13 protein-coding genes are annotated in these 15,045 nt (G+C 50.2%); 12 read left to right on the forward strand and 1 reads right to left on the reverse strand.

The features are described 5' to 3' along the window. The first annotated feature begins 12 nt into the window (after positions 1-12). The 10 genes from vsr to JNJ66_07325 all read left to right on the forward strand — a co-directional run bounded on the left by vsr (position 13) and on the right by JNJ66_07325 (position 13,430). Entirely contained in the window at positions 13-420 is a 408-nt protein-coding gene (vsr, locus tag JNJ66_07280) for a DNA mismatch endonuclease Vsr (protein ID MBL8160226.1), read from the forward strand. Positions 421-427: 7 nt separating this feature from the next. Next, complete coding sequence (locus JNJ66_07285; GenBank protein ID MBL8160227.1) at positions 428-658, forward strand: hypothetical protein; 231 nt, start codon at positions 428-430, stop codon at positions 656-658. Between the two features lie 26 nt (positions 659-684). After that, positions 685-2,124, forward strand: coding sequence for a hypothetical protein (locus JNJ66_07290; protein ID MBL8160228.1), 1,440 nt, complete (start codon positions 685-687; stop codon positions 2,122-2,124). A gap of 203 nt (positions 2,125-2,327) precedes the next feature. Further along, positions 2,328-2,828 (forward strand): Hsp20/alpha crystallin family protein, encoded by a 501-nt coding sequence (locus JNJ66_07295; GenBank protein ID MBL8160229.1) that lies wholly within the window; start codon positions 2,328-2,330, stop codon positions 2,826-2,828. 78 nt (positions 2,829-2,906) lie between these two features. Further along, complete coding sequence (locus JNJ66_07300) at positions 2,907-3,239, forward strand: YggT family protein (GenBank protein MBL8160230.1); 333 nt, start codon at positions 2,907-2,909, stop codon at positions 3,237-3,239. 25 nt (positions 3,240-3,264) lie between these two features. Next, complete coding sequence (locus JNJ66_07305; GenBank protein MBL8160231.1) at positions 3,265-5,979, forward strand: ATP-dependent Clp protease ATP-binding subunit; 2,715 nt, start codon at positions 3,265-3,267, stop codon at positions 5,977-5,979. 15 nt (positions 5,980-5,994) lie between these two features. Further along, positions 5,995-6,498 (forward strand): hypothetical protein, encoded by a 504-nt coding sequence (locus tag JNJ66_07310; protein MBL8160232.1) that lies wholly within the window; start codon positions 5,995-5,997, stop codon positions 6,496-6,498. Positions 6,499-6,909: 411 nt separating this feature from the next. Further along, a complete protein-coding gene (locus tag JNJ66_07315; protein MBL8160233.1) occupies positions 6,910-8,841 on the forward strand; it encodes a DUF2075 domain-containing protein in 1,932 nt (643 codons plus the stop codon). Positions 8,842-9,004: 163 nt separating this feature from the next. Next, positions 9,005-11,575, forward strand: coding sequence for a DUF2309 domain-containing protein (locus tag JNJ66_07320; GenBank protein ID MBL8160234.1), 2,571 nt, complete (start codon positions 9,005-9,007; stop codon positions 11,573-11,575). Positions 11,576-11,579: 4 nt separating this feature from the next. After that, positions 11,580-13,430, forward strand: coding sequence for a hypothetical protein (locus JNJ66_07325; protein MBL8160235.1), 1,851 nt, complete (start codon positions 11,580-11,582; stop codon positions 13,428-13,430). A gap of 2 nt (positions 13,431-13,432) precedes the next feature. Here the strand turns inward: JNJ66_07325 and JNJ66_07330 are convergent, their stop codons facing one another. After that, a complete protein-coding gene (locus JNJ66_07330; GenBank protein ID MBL8160236.1) occupies positions 13,433-13,966 on the reverse strand; it encodes a prepilin-type N-terminal cleavage/methylation domain-containing protein in 534 nt (177 codons plus the stop codon). 101 nt (positions 13,967-14,067) lie between these two features. On the opposite strand from JNJ66_07330, the gene JNJ66_07335 reads away from it, so the two are divergent. Beyond that, positions 14,068-14,619: a Fic family protein gene (locus JNJ66_07335; GenBank protein MBL8160237.1), complete on the forward strand. Its 552-nt coding sequence runs from the start codon at positions 14,068-14,070 to the stop codon at positions 14,617-14,619. Positions 14,620-14,747: 128 nt separating this feature from the next. After that, the gene (locus JNJ66_07340) at positions 14,748-15,026 is read left to right on the forward strand and encodes a hypothetical protein (GenBank protein MBL8160238.1); all 279 of its coding nucleotides are present in this window, start codon (positions 14,748-14,750) and stop codon (positions 15,024-15,026) included. Positions 15,027-15,045 lie beyond the last annotated feature (19 nt).

Raw genomic sequence — 15,045 nt, forward strand, 5'->3', positions numbered from 1 at the left:
TAGAATATAAGTATGGACCGAATTACCAAAGAGCACCGTAGCTGGAACATGTCACGCATACGCGGTAAGGATACCGCACCTGAAATGCTGGTTCGTAAGTATTTGTATGCTCATGGCATCAGGTACCGGCTTCATGCAAAACTTCCAGGCAAACCGGATGTTGTAATACGGAAGAATAACTCAGTTCTGTTTATTAATGGCTGCTTCTGGCATGGCCATAACAACTGTAAATATGCAGTTACTCCAAAGTCCAATACTGACTTCTGGCAAAGTAAAATCAGCGGCAACGTAGAGAGAGATCAAAGGAACCGCCAGCAGCTTGAGGCCGACGGCTGGAAAGTTTTAACAGTCTGGGAGTGTGAACTTGAAAAGGATCGCGACCGGACGCTGCAAAATATACTTAGTTTTATGAAGGAGTAGTTCAATTATGAGTAATATCTGTAAAAATTGCGGTCACGACGAATCAAAATGTACTTTTGACGAAACCTACCGCCGGGCAAAAGAACTAATCGGCTTTAAGCAGCTGGCATCTGCCGGATTGCTGCAAAGGGATTTGAAAATAAGCTATGCAAAATCAGTGGAGATACTGGAAAAACTCGAAACTGAGGGCTTAATCGGCCCTGCCGACGGAGCCATACCAAGGACGGTTAATCTCTAGCAGTATTTAAGCGGTAAAATAGAGATGTGTACACATATCTCAAAGATCGCCAATATTATGAAGACCGCTACGATGATGCGACTGTAGAAAAATGCCGCTCCGGTGAGCGAATCGTCAACAAAACTTTCCAGATGATGGAAAAGAAGCTCACCAAAAAAGAACTGACTGATAAACTGCCCGGCTGGTATCTGCACTACAGCACGTACTACTTCTGGTTTGTTGAATCCACCGCCGCTGCACGTGCCGAAAATCGTGAAGCAACGATTGCCAAGTGGACGGCTGAAGATGAAAAGAAAGATAAGCGTCTTGCCAATGCTCATGTATCGGGCGGGACATATTGCCGCTCCTGCGGCAAGGACATGCGCGTTATCAGCAAGGATTATATGCACCGTGAGGGTAAGAAAGACGATATCCTCATCATGTTCGAGTGCGATAACTGTAATAAACGACTGGCTTTGTGGCAGGACGGCACCCAATGGGAAGGCGCAAAGCATGAGTGTGAAAAATGCGGCGGCGAAACCGTCTCAAAGCACACCAAAAAGGGCGAAGTAATTACTTGGACGGAGACCTGCACAAAGTGCAGGCATGTTAAAACCGAAACTATCGACCTTAGCGATTCCGGATCAGAGCCGGAACCCATTGATCCATACCTGGAACTTGACCGTAAACGCTTCGTCTTTGATAAAGACATGATGTTCAAATACGAGCAGAAACTAAAGCACTTGGTCCGCAGAGCCAAACTGCATGCCAAAGCCGAAGATAAAGCCGAGCATGTCGACATATTCGATGCCATAAAGCAGGTTAAAAAGCTCAAGATTGCCCAGCTGAAGGAGCTGCTCGAGCCAATCTTCGCAAAAAACGGCTACAGTGACTTCAAACTCGGCGACCCTCAGATTGGTCGTGAAGTATCACTGGAATTCAGCTGCTTGGACACAAAGGACGACCGCGAAGAATATCAAAGCAGGAAGACGCTTCATAAGGCAATCGATAAAGCACTTATCGATACCAACTGGCGAGTAATGAGCGCAGGCGTAAGTTACAGGCTAGGATTTTTGACAGGAAGTCTAAGAGCGTATGAAAGCGAAGAGGAGGTTCGCAAGCTCGTCGAGCAGCGTATGAAATCCGGCAAGTTTCCGGACACGCCAGCAAATCCAGTACAAACGCAGGATCCAGGTATTAAACCGGAGCTGGATATGCGCGAATCCGTACAGGTATATTTCGATAAGCTTACGCTCGGCAGTGTACCGGCTGAAATTACCCTCAAAAGCGGACAGGTCAAGCCGACCAGCCTGCCCGTACTAAGTGGAGAAATGCACCCGCTGCTGCGCGTGTTCATACCCATGCGCGATAATGATAATTCCGTGCCTAAATTTGTTCGAAACTACGATTTTAAGTTTGGTGACGGCAAACACATTCCGAAAGTTCAGAAAGACAGTCGCGGGCGCAAGATCCGCAGAACAGATTGAATTAGCACTCTTGACACGAGAGTGCTAATTTTTCTATAATGAAGTTGGTGGGAAAACCACCACATCGCAATTAACAATTTAATGTCAGTCGCTACTCCGCTGTCTCAGGGTATTGGAGTTGGGAGTTGCATTAAAACCAATATACCCTCGGAGCAACACTCCTTTAACCGAGCCAGCAGGTTTAGCGGGAAAGGAGACGAGCTATGTTTGATTTAATTCGTCGTCCAACCGACGCACTTGGCTTATCTACCTTTGAAGAAATTGACAAGCTAGTAGACAACTTCTGGCGTTCGGTGGGAATGACCAGCAGTTCATTTAGCTTGCCCTCGGTAGACATTTATAGCCAAGACGATAAACATATGGTTGTAGAGATGCAAGCTCCAGGTTTTGACCCAGAGGACATTGAGTTAAATGTCCGCAATGGTGTCTTGGAAGTCCGTGGTGAGAAAGCTGAAAAGGACGAGCAGAAAGATGGTAAGAAAAGCTATATGGTTCGTGAACGCAATGCCAGCTTTGCCCGTCGGGTAGTCTTACCTGAAGGTGCCGACGCTGACAACATAACAGCAGAATTGGACAAAGGCTTACTTAAAGTAACAGTGCCTGTGATACGTCCAGAAGCTAAGCGGATTGAAATTGCTGCGTCCAAAAATAAGGGCAAGGCTAGGCTGGCTTCGCTTACTAATACTAAGTCGGAAACTAAGTAGGTTTCTAGCAACTCGGCACTGGCCATAGTGCTGGTGCCGAGACTATGTAACTTATTGAGGTGGGGTCAAAGGAGGTAAATGATGAGAATGACTATAGCTATTTCCGGCTTTATCAACTTCTTGTTTGGCCTCATTGAAGGGTTGCTTGGACTAAGAGTAATCCTTAAGCTGTTTGGTGCTAATGCCGCCGCATCGTTTGTAAACTGGGTTTACAACGTCACGGCACCGTTACTCGCACCATTTAAGGGTGCTTTCCCGGTACCGGCCCTTGAAGGAGGCTTTGTGATTGAGTTTACTGCTTTGTTCGCTATGTTGGTTTACGCTTTAGTTACGTACCTGTTACTTGAGCTTGTAGCTCAGACTAATTTACTAAGCACAAAGCGACTCAAGACTAACCAGAAACGCTCATAAATTAATGATTAAAAGGAGGGGAGCTATGGCAAATGGAATATGTGATATCTGCAACCAGCGACCAGCCTCTCATACCGTTACGACTACCCGTAATGGCCGACGAGAGGTAGTGGAGCTATGCAGTCAGGATTATACCCGTGTTCGAAGCCAGGGGGCTTCCTCTCCTTTTGATTCGTTATTTGGCGGTAACAGCCTATTCAATATGTTTGATAATCTCCCTAGTGACTTTGGTGGCTTAAGCTCTGATATGGGCTACCCGTTGCCTCGTGATAGAGAAGCCACTAACCTGGAAGATTTCTTGAGCGATCACGCTAAGGAGATTATCCAACAGGCTGCCGAGACTACCGTAAAATTTGGCCGCCGTGAAGTAGATACAGAACACTTGCTGTATGCCTTGGCCGACAGTGTTGTAACCGCTGAAGTTCTAAAGCAGTTTAAGCTGACTAAAGAGGACTTAAAAGGCTACATTGAAGCTAACGCACCAAAAGGCTCAGAGAAAGAGCCCGATGAAGGTCAGGTGGAAGTTACGGTTAGCCCGCGCATTAAGTCAGTATTAGAAAATGCCTTTCAGACTGCCCGCGAATTAGGACACGGTTATATAGGACCCGAGCATTTATTGATTGCCCTGGCTGAAGAAGACGAGGGAATGGCTGGCGATGTGCTGCGTAAATACGGCTTGACGTCCCAGGCGTTACGACAAAAGACCGTTAAGGTCGTTGGTAAGGGTGCTAAAGAAGGCCGTGTGGAGTCTAAATCAACCACGCCGCAACTGGATAAGTATTCACGAGACCTTAGCGAATTGGCCAGGAGTGGCAAGCTGGACCCTGTTATTGGCCGAGCCAAAGAAATTGAGACTACCATAGAGATACTGGCTCGTCGCACCAAAAACAATCCAGTCCTGATTGGAGAACCTGGTGTTGGTAAAACGGCCATAGTTGAGGGTTTGGCTCAACGTATCCATAACGGCAAAGTACCTGAGGTCCTAAAAGACAAGCGAGTAGTTGAGGTGAATCTGAATGCTATGGTGGCTGGTAGTAAGTACCGTGGCGAGTTTGAGGAGCGCATCAAGGCCGTAGTTGATGAAATCGTGGAACATAAGGACGAGCTGATTGTCTTTGTAGACGAATTGCATACCATTGTAGGGGCTGGCCAGGGCGGCGGCGAAGGCGGCCTGGATGTTTCCAACGTTTTAAAACCTGCTCTGGCGCGGGGTGAGCTGCATCTTATCGGTGCTACCACCTTGAATGAGTACCAGAAATATATTGAGAAAGATGCAGCGCTGGAGCGGCGTTTCCAGCCTGTCTTTGTGCCCGAACCAACGGTTGAGCAGACCATAGAGATTTTACGAGGCTTACGTGACAAGTATGAGGCTCACCACAAGATAAAGATTAGCGATGAGGCGATTGTAGCAGCTGCAGAGTTATCTGACCGCTATGTAAGCAACAGGTTTCTGCCCGATAAGGCGATTGACCTCATAGACCAAGCAGCTTCCCGTGTCCGCATCGGCGCAGACACCTACTCGCAAGATATTAAGGAGAAAGAAGCTGATATTGCCAAACTAAAGCGTGAGCAAGAGTATGCTACTACTCATAAGCAGTTTGAAGAAGCTAAAAACCTTGAACAGCAAATTAAAGGTAAATCATCTGAGAAAGATAAGCTAACTCAAGAATGGCGGCAAAAGAAAGGTGTCACATCACGAGAGGTGCTGGTTGAACACGTCGCCCAAATTGTAGCTAACATTACAGGTATACCCGTCAGCGAGCTAACTCAAGAAGAAAAAGAAAAGCTACTAAAGATGGAGGAGCGTCTACACGAGCGGGTTATCGGTCAAGAAGAAGCTATTACTGCCGTCTCTAACGCTGTACGGCTTAACCGCGCAGGTTTAAGCGAAGGCAGTAAGCCGATTGCGACGTTCCTGTTCCTTGGTCCATCTGGCGTCGGTAAGACCGAATTGGCTAAGGCTCTAGCCTGGGTGGTCTTTGGTGATGAAGATGCTGTTACACGCATTGATATGAGCGAATATATGGAGCGCCACAGTGTTGCTAGATTAATTGGTTCTCCGCCCGGTTATGTAGGTTACGACGAAGGCGGGCAATTAACTGAAAGGGTACGGCGACGCCCATACAGCGTGTTATTGTTGGACGAGATTGAAAAAGCTCACCCCGATGTCTACAACGTGTTATTGCAGGTCTTTGATGATGGTCGTCTGACAGACGGCAAAAGCCGTGTCGTAGACTTTACTAATACGCTGATTATTGCAACTTCTAACCTTGGCTCAGACCTGATACAGAACAACCTTAAAAACGGCAAAAACATAAAGTCTTACGACAAGTTAAAAGACGACTTGATGGATGTGCTGCGTGGTCATTTCAGACCAGAATTCATAAATCGTATTGATGAGGTAATTGTTTTCCACTCATTAACGAAAGAACAGATCAAGCTGATAGTAGAACTGCAACTTGAGCGGGTTAAAAGAACCGCTCGCGGCCAGGGTATTGAACTTTCATTTGATGCATCACTGGTTGATTACCTGGCAGACGCTGGCTACCAGCCTGAATACGGCGCTCGTGAGCTGAAACGGCGCATTAAGACTGATGTGGAGAACAAGCTGGCTACTGAAATACTAGGCGGTAAGGTTAGCGAAGGCTCAACTGTCACGTTTGCTTACGACAGCAAAGAGGGAGTGAGTCTGCGACCAGCTAAATCTTCAAAGGAAAAGAAAGCAGTAAAAGGTAAGTAAGTATGGGAGGTTGTTATGGCAAACGGAGTTACTCAAACAGGCCGCAATATGCCGTACCCTGCACAGATACAGACTGGCAGGGTTGAATCTCGCAGTTTGCCTTCAACCAAGAACCGTAACCGTGAACTGTTCAGAGTTAAGGCTCATTGGATAGCAGATATTTTTCCTGACGAGTTAGTTATCCAGGAAAAGACCATTTCAGTGATTCGTAATGAATTCCTGGTGTCGTATGTGGAGACTATGCCCGTAAAAGACATAGGGCGCGTGGTCTATGTAAATACTCCTATTTTTGGAGGCTTACGCATCATTGGTAAAAACACAGCACACGAGCTAAATATAAAAGGTTTAAACAAGAAAGCAGCGGTTGAGGCGAAAGAGGTTATTGAAGGGCTGTTGCTTGAGGATGCAGGAGTTGTAGACATACCTCATTGGATACAGACGGAAAAGCGGCGCGATATGTTAGCTGATGCTGGGCGTAATCCCGAGCATAATGATGAACTAGCAGAACGGGCTAGTTAATGATCATAAGTCATCAAGCGACTCCCTTTAAGGGATGGCAGGATAGATCATCCATTGAATCCATAATACATAAGTGCGGGTTATGTTCGGAAAACGGCTCTAAACAAGACACTCTCAGAATATGGCGTTTCGTGTCTCATTTGTCCTGTTTTGTGTCCCGCCACCCATGTAATTGTTCCGTGACCTGTATGGGGAGCCAAGAAAAATGGACAAGCCTCTTACGGTTTGTCCCTTTTTCTTCGTTTCGACAGCAGGGGCTGAGCAGGAGGGCGGTTCCTGCAAAGCGAGTTATTGCCTCGATAAGCACAATACTACATGCTCTGCTAGTATTGATATGTGCGTTCATGGTACAAAAATACCGTTTCCGATTTTTTAGCTGAATCCGTTGATTCGATTTTGGGTAAACTTTCAATGGGCAGTACATCCTCTGGCTTTGCCGTCGAGCTTGAACAGAACAATGCCTGGCGCGACGAGATAACTATACTAAAGAGTGTGATACCTGATAACCTGCAAAGTTCCGTATTTATGGAGTTTGACATCCCGCGCATGGGACATAGGATTGACGCACTACTGCTAGGACCGAATTTTCCATATGTACTGGTGCTGGAGTTTAAGGTTGGGGCCACCCATTTCAACAAGGCCGATATAAACCAGGTCTACGATTACGCCCTGGAGCTCAAAAATTTTCATAAGGGCAGCCACGATGCCCGCGTTATACCGATTTTGATTGCGACTAATGCGAGTGATACCGCAATAAATCTGAAGTACTCTGATGACGGCGTCGCGGAACCGGCATGCGTCAATCTGAACGGCCTGCGGACACTCGTACATTCTCTCAACCTGCATGGCTTTATAGATGCCGACGAATGGGAGCGTGCACCGTATCAACCAACGCCAACGATTATCGAAGCGGCCCGGGCGCTGTATGGCAACCAGCGCGTGCGCGACATTACGCGTAGTGAGGGCGGCTCCCGCAACATCGAAGTCACGTCTGGCATGGTAAGTGACATCATTGCCGACTCAATGAACAACAGTAAAAAGACTATCATTTTTGTTACTGGCGTACCGGGAGCGGGCAAGACGCTCGTCGGGCTGAACATTGCCAACCAGAAGCGCAGCGAGGACAAGCTGGACCATGCGGTATTTTTGTCAGGCAACGGTCCGCTGGTAGAAGTTTTGCAAGAAGCCCTGGCTCGTGATGAAGTGTCGCGAGGCGGGGAGTCGGGGCGCCGGGTCACCAAATCAGACGCAAAAATCAGAACCAAAGCCTTCATCCAGAACATACACCATTTTCGGGACCAGGCGCTCATCGATAACAATCCGCCGTCTGAACATGTGGTGATATTTGACGAAGCCCAACGCGCGTGGGACAAGCCTAGCACTGTAGATTTTATGAAACGCAAGAAAGGCCACGCAGGGTTTGAGTGGTCCGAGTCTGAATATCTTATTTCGTATATGGACAGGCATAGGGACTGGGCTGTGATTGTCTGCCTGGTGGGCGGCGGACAAGAAATTAATAAGGGCGAGGCCGGTATCGCGGAATGGATTGAGTCGGTCAAACGCAGTTACCCGGATTGGCATGTGGCCATATCCGACAGGCTGCAGGATTCGGAATATGCGCTGCCGGAGTCTGTTGACGAGTGGCTGGACGGTTCACCCATGGTTGCAAAAACCACCGAGCTCCACCTGGCGGTTTCCATGCGCTCGTTCAGGGCGGAGAAGGTGTCGAACTTTGTAAAGTCTTTGCTGGATTTAGACAAAGCGGCCGCTCGTGGTTTGCAAGCTGAGCTGTCTAGCAAATACCCAATCTATGTCACGCGTGACCTGGCCGCAGCAAAGTCGTGGGTGCGTTCTCGGGCAAGAGGTACTGAGCGCTATGGCATGGTTGCTTCATCAAAAGCCATGCGCCTTAAGCCATTTGCCATTGATGTGGCGTCAGATGCCAAGCCGATTCACTATTTTCTGGATTCCGAAGAAGACGTCAGGTCGTCCTACTTCCTAGAGGCGGTTGCTACCGAATTCCAAGTACAGGGTCTTGAGCTCGACTGGGCACTGGTTGGCTGGGACGCCGATCTGCGGCTGCAGCAAGGCGAGTGGTCTTACCATGATTTTCGCGGGAAAAAGTGGCAAAACGTCAACAAACCGATCAACCGAGAGTATCTGAAGAATGCGTATAGGGTGCTGCTGACCAGAGCCAGGCAAGGTATGGTAATATTTGTACCCCATGGCAACTATCCACCGGACACTTCGCGTCAGTCTGATTTTTATGACGAAACTTTCGAGTATTTGCGTAGCATAGGTCTGTCTGAAATCGAAACAAGCAACATTGACCTGGGATATTAGACGATACTGTTGCAGTACCGCACCAGCGGCACTTATTTTGTTTGTGTGCATCGTATCATTGCGACATCGCGATTTTGCTCCTATACTAATGTAGTTATCGCACAGACCAGGGCTTGGAGCTCTTCTCGACACGGCACATTTGGCTTTTAAGCCCATTTTATATATGTCTCAAAAGAATAATCATCACTTCGACGAACAACAGCTTCTGCAGGAGCTGAAGCACTATTTACCCACACAGGGCCCGCTTAAGGATTTCGTCCACCACAACACGCTCCATGCCTTTCAGGACATGAACTTTTATGACGCCATCTTTAAGGCATCGGTAATTTTTGGCTTCCAAACTACCTTTTCGCTCGACGAGTACCGAGAACTATATAAGATCAAGCGGATCACTCCTGAAATTCTGGACCGGTCAATCAAAGCGAGAAAAGGTGCTGCCGGCCTGAAAGAGTGGCAGGCCAATGTTCTACACAAGGAATACGACTCACATGCAGAACCCCGCGTCGGAAGATTAAGGGAAGAATGGAAGCGGTTATATCCAATCGATCTGGACAATGCGGTACAGCCGATTCTGTTCCGGATTCTTTGCAGTTATATCGACCAGGGCGTTGCTGTCACGTCCTTTCCATTCGAAGACAAGGGGTTGTTGTATGCACTGCGTCAGCTGGAGCGTTACAGCGCAGCCAGCTTCTTTGAGACGCAGCGGGCCCGTGATCTGCTGATGAACGACAGCTGCACGATGACTGACCTCCTCAAAATAGTCGTCGGCAAAGAAGCGTATTTTGAGCAGTACATCCTTGACCAGCAGTTTGGTCATCGGGGATGGGCAGGTATGGTAGCCAGCCTGGAAAGCAAGCCGGAATCTCTGCTGTACCAAAAGAAGATTTCACTGCAGGATATGATCATCCTGGAGCTTCTGCTCGAAATCGACGCACTGACCAGCCGGCTCGGCACAGACTGGAAGCCGCTTGGCAACGGCATCACCCAACCGCCCATCGACATGTTTGCCGACCAGCCCACAAGCGAGCTGCAAGAGGTGCTCCACATCTGGCACGACGCGTTTGAATGGAGCTATTATGATACGGTACTCTCCGGACTGCTCCTGACACAGCACGACGGCAAGGCTGCAAAAGCGGCCGCGGATGCAGCAAAAGCCCCCAAAAGCTTCCAAGCTATCTTTTGCATTGATGAACGGGAATATTCACTGCGCACCCACATAGAGCAACTGGACAGCCGCTGCGAAACATTCGGCGCGCCAGGCTTCTTTGGCGTCGAATTCTACTTTCGCCCGGCCCACGCCAAGTTCAATGACAAGCTTTGTCCCGCACCGGTCACCCCTCACTATCTGATCAAAGAAATCGCCGACGGAGATGGTCGTAAGCACTCGCAGGAAATCATGTATACCAAGCGGTCGCACACGCTGGCCCGGGGCTTCTTCTACTCGTATCTGCTGGGCATGCCAGCCCTTGGCAGGCTTGCCGGCAACCTGATACAGCCGAGCGAAAGTCCGGCGATCGCCAACGCCTTCGCCCATATGGACCCTGCGGCCAAACTGACAATCGTCCACGAGGACGGGCAGAAGACGGAAGATGGACTGCAGGTCGGGTTTACGGTGCCTGAGATGGCCGACCGTGTCGAGCGGTTCCTGCGAAACATCGGCCTGATCGGCAACTTCGCACCGCTCGTCTATGTCATCGGCCATGGTTCGAGCAGCGCGAACAATCCCCATCATGGAGCGCACGACTGCGGCGCTTGCAGCGGGCGTCCGGGCCTCGTCAATGCCCGGGTGGTGTCCTTCATGGCAAACCTTGCGCCGGTCAGGACTTTGCTTGCTGAGCGTGGCCTGGCCATTCCTGTCGGTACGCAGTTTGTCGGTGGGATGCACGATACGGCGTCGGATGAGATTGCATTCTACGACGAAGACGCCCTGACGCCGGAGCATAGCCGGCTCCACAATAAGCACAAACAGCTCTTTGAGGACGCCTTGGACCTGAACGCCAAAGAGCGATCGCGCCGGTTCAAGTCGATAGACACCAGGCAGCAGCTGGGAAGCATCAGAAAAGACATCAAGAAGCGCTCGGTTTCTTATTACGAGCCGCGGCCCGAGCTGGGGCATGGTACTAACGCGCTGTGCGTGGTGGGCAGGCGGAGCATGACCAAGTCGCTGTTCCTTGACCGGCGTGCCTTCTTGAATTCCTACGATTACACCACCGATCCAGAAGGTGCACTGCTGGGCAATGTGCTTGCGCCGCTTGGCGTGGTGTGTGGCGGTATCAATCTTGAATACTTCTTTTCACGCATGGACAACTATAAGCTGGGTGCGGGCACCAAGCTGCCGCATAACGTCATGGGGCTCGTCGGCGTGGCCAACAGCACCGACGGCGACCTGCGCCCGGGCCTGCCCCTGCAGATGGTCGAGGTGCACGACCCCGTGCGGCTGATGATGATAGTCGAGCATGATCCGGAGGTGATCAAAAAGGTAATCCAATCAAATCCCAGCCTGTACGAATGGTTCGCCAATGAATGGATCCACCTGGTCGCACTCGATCCAAAAAAGAAACGCCTCTTCGTATTTGAAGCCGGTGGATTCGTGCCATATACGCCGCTCACCAAGACGCTGCCCACAGCCGATGATGTATCAAAACTTTTTGAGACCACGCCCAAGATGAAGACGAACCACATCCTCGATGCCACCCGGGAAAACCTGCCAGTACACATAATGAGGCGGAAGTAACACCATGTCAGAACTGCTTGCCGCCCTCGTCCTGATTCCGCTCGCCAGCCTGGCCGGTGTCTTTGTGATGCCCAAGACCTGGGAGCGCCCCATCTTTTATATAGCGTTTGCGGCAATGATTCTGGAAATCGCGGTGTTCTTTCTGCTTGCGCACCAGTGGCTCGCTGCAGGCGCGTTTCCGGTGACGCACAGCTTTGGCTCGCTGTTCAGCAGCGCTCATTATAATTTCTCGCTCAACTTCTATTTCGATTGGATCGGCGCGGTATTCATGGGCGTGGCCGCAATCATGACCAGCCTTGTCTTTGCCTTCAGCCGATTCTATATGCACCGTGAGCCGGGCTTCAAACGGTTCTTTTATACGGTGCTGCTGTTCTTTGAGGGCTTGTCGTTGATTATTCTTGCCGGTAATTTTGAAGTCCTGTTGCTTGGCTGGGAATTCATCGGCATCAGCTCGGTGCTGCTCATCGCATTCTACCGGGACCGTTTCTTGCCCGCGAGAAACGCGTTGAAGGTCTTTTCGGTGTACCGCATCGCCGACGCCTTTTTGCTGGTTGCGATCTGGTATGCCCACCACATCTTCAGCGGGAGCGTGGATTTTTCAGACTTTTCTAATATAGTCGCGCAAAACGGTGATGAGCTGGCGCTGCTCGGTTTTTTCTTACTCGTAGTGGCCCTTATCAAATCGGCGCAGTTCCCGTTCTCGTACTGGTTGCCGCGCGCCATGGAAGGTCCGACTACTTCCAGCGCTATCTTTTACGGCGCATTATCCGTCCATATGGGCTTGTTCCTGCTGCTGCGCACCTATCCGCTTTGGGAGGACAGTCTCTGGGTACGGATTGCAATTGGTGTCGTCGGCCTGGTGACGGCCGTCGTAGCCACGTCAATTGCCCGCGTACAGTCATCGGTCAAGACGCAGATAGCGTACGCCTCCATCACGCAGATCGGCATCATGTTCATCGAGGTGGCACTTGGACTGCCTTGGCTGGCGCTCATTCATTTTGCCTGCAACGCATCGCTCAGAACCTACCAGCTGCTCATCTCACCGTCGGCTGTCAGTTATCTCGTGCACGATCAGTTTTACAATTTCGTGCCCCCGGCGCATAGGATCACCGGCGGTCTGCCGGGCAGGCTTCGGGTTACTCTTTACGTCTTGGGCATCAAGGAATGGGATATGAACAGCGCGGTGACCCATTACTTCTGGAAGCCGCTCAAGACCATCGGGCGTGCGGTGAAGTTCCTGGACAACAATCTTCTGCAGATGATGGCCGTCGCTCTCTTTGGTGTGGTGGCGTACATCGCCGCACCCATGGCGCCATCTGCAACCATCACGCTGGTAGTTTCGAGTTGCGCAGCTCTGATAAGCATCATCTTCTATATCCGGGCGTATGCCACCAAAGGTTCTGCCAGTAGCTGCTGGAACCTCATCATGATCGGGCACCTATACGGGGCGCTCTTTTTGGGCGTCGCCTCCGCCGGCGGCTGGCAGTATCTGGTCATGTACGGAGCCGGGCTGGTGGCGGCGTATCTGGCCGGGCTTGCCTGTCTGCGCTATATGGTGGCAAAGAGCAGCCAGTCGCTAAGGCTGGGAGAGTTCAACGGGGAAATATATCAGTTTAAAAAGCTTGGGCACATATTCTTCGTCGTATGTTTATTGTTTATGGCGTTTCCCATAAGCCCTTCATTCTTAGGGCAGGAGATTCTGCTGAGTTACATTCCTGCCGATCACGTCTTGCAGATAGCGCTCTTCTGCTTCGTCTATCTGATCATGGGCGTCAGCATCATGCGCCTATACATCAAGCTGTTCTTTGGCTCGCATAAGCAAAGCTACCACGAGATAGCGTACAAATCCTCTTGACGCTAGAAGGCGATATATTGCCTGCAGAATACCACCGAGGTGCTGTCGGTCCACCAGACGTCCCAGCCTTTCGGGCACTCGGCGATGCTCGTTCCTTTTAGGACGATGATAAGATCGAGCGTTTGGTTACCGAAGTAATAGATGAATGGCCCGACGTAATCGCCGACGGCAGTCTTGGGTCCTTGCGAGACTTTGCCGGCTTTTGCCAGCTCCGTCATCAGGAAGGCATTGTCTGATTCCGGTATGCCCGACACGCTTTCTTTGTAGTCCCTGCACCGGGGAACGCCGCCAAAGCCGACGGGGAAACCGGTACCCAGGCAATAATAGTTCTGTGTGACATTGGGGAAGCTGCCGTAAGCGGCATGATACGCCTTGATGGTTTTGCTCCAGGCCACCCCTTCTTCAATGATAGACGCGTTGCTCGCCCGCCACTGTGCGGTTCCAAACGAAGTAACCGCGATGAGTGTCAGTATGCCGACAACGACTATTACGATGAGCAGCTCTACGATTGTAAAACCGCTTTGGTTCGTCTTCATAGGCAAAGTATAAGGTATGTACGCTAGCGGTTCAATCAGCGCCGCAGAAATAACAGGGGTCGTGATTACGGAAGCAGACTGTATTTTGCTATACTATAGCTATGCAAACCATTGATGAACAAAGCAAGAAACGAGCTAAGGCGCTTTTTGGCAGCCCTGAGCTGTCGTCCTTTGAAATTGGCACGACGAAAGGCTTGCAGCAGATTCATCAGTATCTTTTCGGTGACTTATATGACTTTGCAGGAGAGATCCGTACAAAGAACATCAGCAAAGACGGTTTCCGATTCGCCAACTCATTGTATCTAAAAGATGCTTTGCGCCGTATTGAGGAGATGCCCGAGACTACCTTTGAGGAGATCATTGAAAAATATGCCGAAATGAACATTGCTCATCCGTTCATGGAGGGCAATGGCCGTAGCGCACGTATCTGGCTGGACCTCATCTTAAAGAAGCGCTTAGGCACATGCATCAATTGGGCTTCCATTGATAAGAATGACTATTTTGAGGCTATGATACGCAGCCATGTCAATAGTCTGGAACTGCGAGAGTTGTTGAGGATGGCGTTGACTGACAAGATTGATGACCGTGAAGTATTTATGAAGGGCATTGATCAATCGTACTACTACGAGGAATTGGATGATTATAAAGGCTGAGTTGAAGCTAGAGTCTTCACTATAATGTCATAAGGTTAGTGATTGATTGGTATTGACCTCTCCCCATAACCAGTTTCATAATACAACCGTTTCGCACCTCCCACCCTCCACCGCAAAGGAGCCCGACCATGATCGTCGGCGGTATCGTCCTGCTCGCCATCCTGGCGTCAGCCACGTCCTTGACTGAGTCGTTCGCAGCCATCATCACACTGGCCTTCCTGATGGGCTGCATCTGCTTCATCGTGCTGGGAAAGATCCTGCCCGACTCCTGCTGCCTGCGGACGCTGATTGCGCTGTTCCTGACGGCGCTCGGGTTGTTGCTGCTGGTGTTCAACCTCATAGCAGCTGCGTGGAACATGCTGGCGCTACGGGGTGTCGCCGGGCCGCTCACGGGCTGGTGGCCATGAGGGATGCGGCAGCTGCCGC

Source organism: Candidatus Saccharibacteria bacterium (assembly GCA_016789455.1).
Lineage (GTDB): Bacteria > Patescibacteriota > Saccharimonadia > Saccharimonadales > Saccharimonadaceae > CAIJKY01.

Excerpts from the sequence above, each read along its gene's own strand:
- JNJ66_07330 (MBL8160236.1), bottom strand. The coding sequence starts at position 13,966 with ATGAAGACGAACCAAAGCGGTTTTACAATCGTAGAGCTGCTCATCGTA.
- JNJ66_07320 (MBL8160234.1), top strand. The coding sequence starts at position 9,005 with ATGTCTCAAAAGAATAATCATCACTTCGACGAACAACAGCTTCTGCAG.
- JNJ66_07300 (MBL8160230.1), top strand. The coding sequence starts at position 2,907 with ATGATGAGAATGACTATAGCTATTTCCGGCTTTATCAACTTCTTGTTT.
- JNJ66_07305 (MBL8160231.1), top strand. The coding sequence starts at position 3,265 with ATGGCAAATGGAATATGTGATATCTGCAACCAGCGACCAGCCTCTCAT.
- JNJ66_07295 (MBL8160229.1), top strand. The coding sequence starts at position 2,328 with ATGTTTGATTTAATTCGTCGTCCAACCGACGCACTTGGCTTATCTACC.
- JNJ66_07340 (MBL8160238.1), top strand. The coding sequence starts at position 14,748 with ATGATCGTCGGCGGTATCGTCCTGCTCGCCATCCTGGCGTCAGCCACG.
- JNJ66_07335 (MBL8160237.1), top strand. The coding sequence starts at position 14,068 with ATGCAAACCATTGATGAACAAAGCAAGAAACGAGCTAAGGCGCTTTTT.
- vsr (MBL8160226.1), top strand. The coding sequence starts at position 13 with ATGGACCGAATTACCAAAGAGCACCGTAGCTGGAACATGTCACGCATA.
- JNJ66_07315 (MBL8160233.1), top strand. The coding sequence starts at position 6,910 with ATGGGCAGTACATCCTCTGGCTTTGCCGTCGAGCTTGAACAGAACAAT.
- JNJ66_07310 (MBL8160232.1), top strand. The coding sequence starts at position 5,995 with ATGGCAAACGGAGTTACTCAAACAGGCCGCAATATGCCGTACCCTGCA.
- JNJ66_07325 (MBL8160235.1), top strand. The coding sequence starts at position 11,580 with ATGTCAGAACTGCTTGCCGCCCTCGTCCTGATTCCGCTCGCCAGCCTG.
- JNJ66_07285 (MBL8160227.1), top strand. The coding sequence starts at position 428 with ATGAGTAATATCTGTAAAAATTGCGGTCACGACGAATCAAAATGTACT.